Raw genomic sequence first — 267 nt, 5'->3', positions numbered from 1 at the left:
CATCGGTGACCGCGAGGTGACGAACCTCCCGCCGAAGGACCGCGGCGTCGCGATGGTGTTCCAGAACATCGCGCTGTTCCCCCACATGGACGTCTACGACAACATCTCCTTCGGGCTCCGCCTCCGCAACTACGACAAAGAGGAAATCGAGCGCCGCGTCGAGCGCGCCGCCGAAATCGTCCAGCTGCAGGGCATGCTCGAACGCATGCCCGACGAGATGTCCGGCGGCCAGCGACAACGCGTCGCCATCGCCCGCGCCATCGTCCG

1 protein-coding gene is annotated in these 267 nt (G+C 66.3%); it reads left to right on the top strand.

The window, feature by feature from the left end; all coding sequences use genetic code 11:
- The coding region (locus tag DEQ92_RS23125) for an ATP-binding cassette domain-containing protein (protein WP_147299620.1) at positions 1-267 on the top strand (267 nt) is incomplete at both ends.

This window comes from Haloferax sp. Atlit-6N (assembly GCF_003383195.1).
Lineage (GTDB): Archaea > Halobacteriota > Halobacteria > Halobacteriales > Haloferacaceae > Haloferax > Haloferax gibbonsii.
This window is presented reverse-complemented; position numbering and strand designations above follow the sequence as displayed.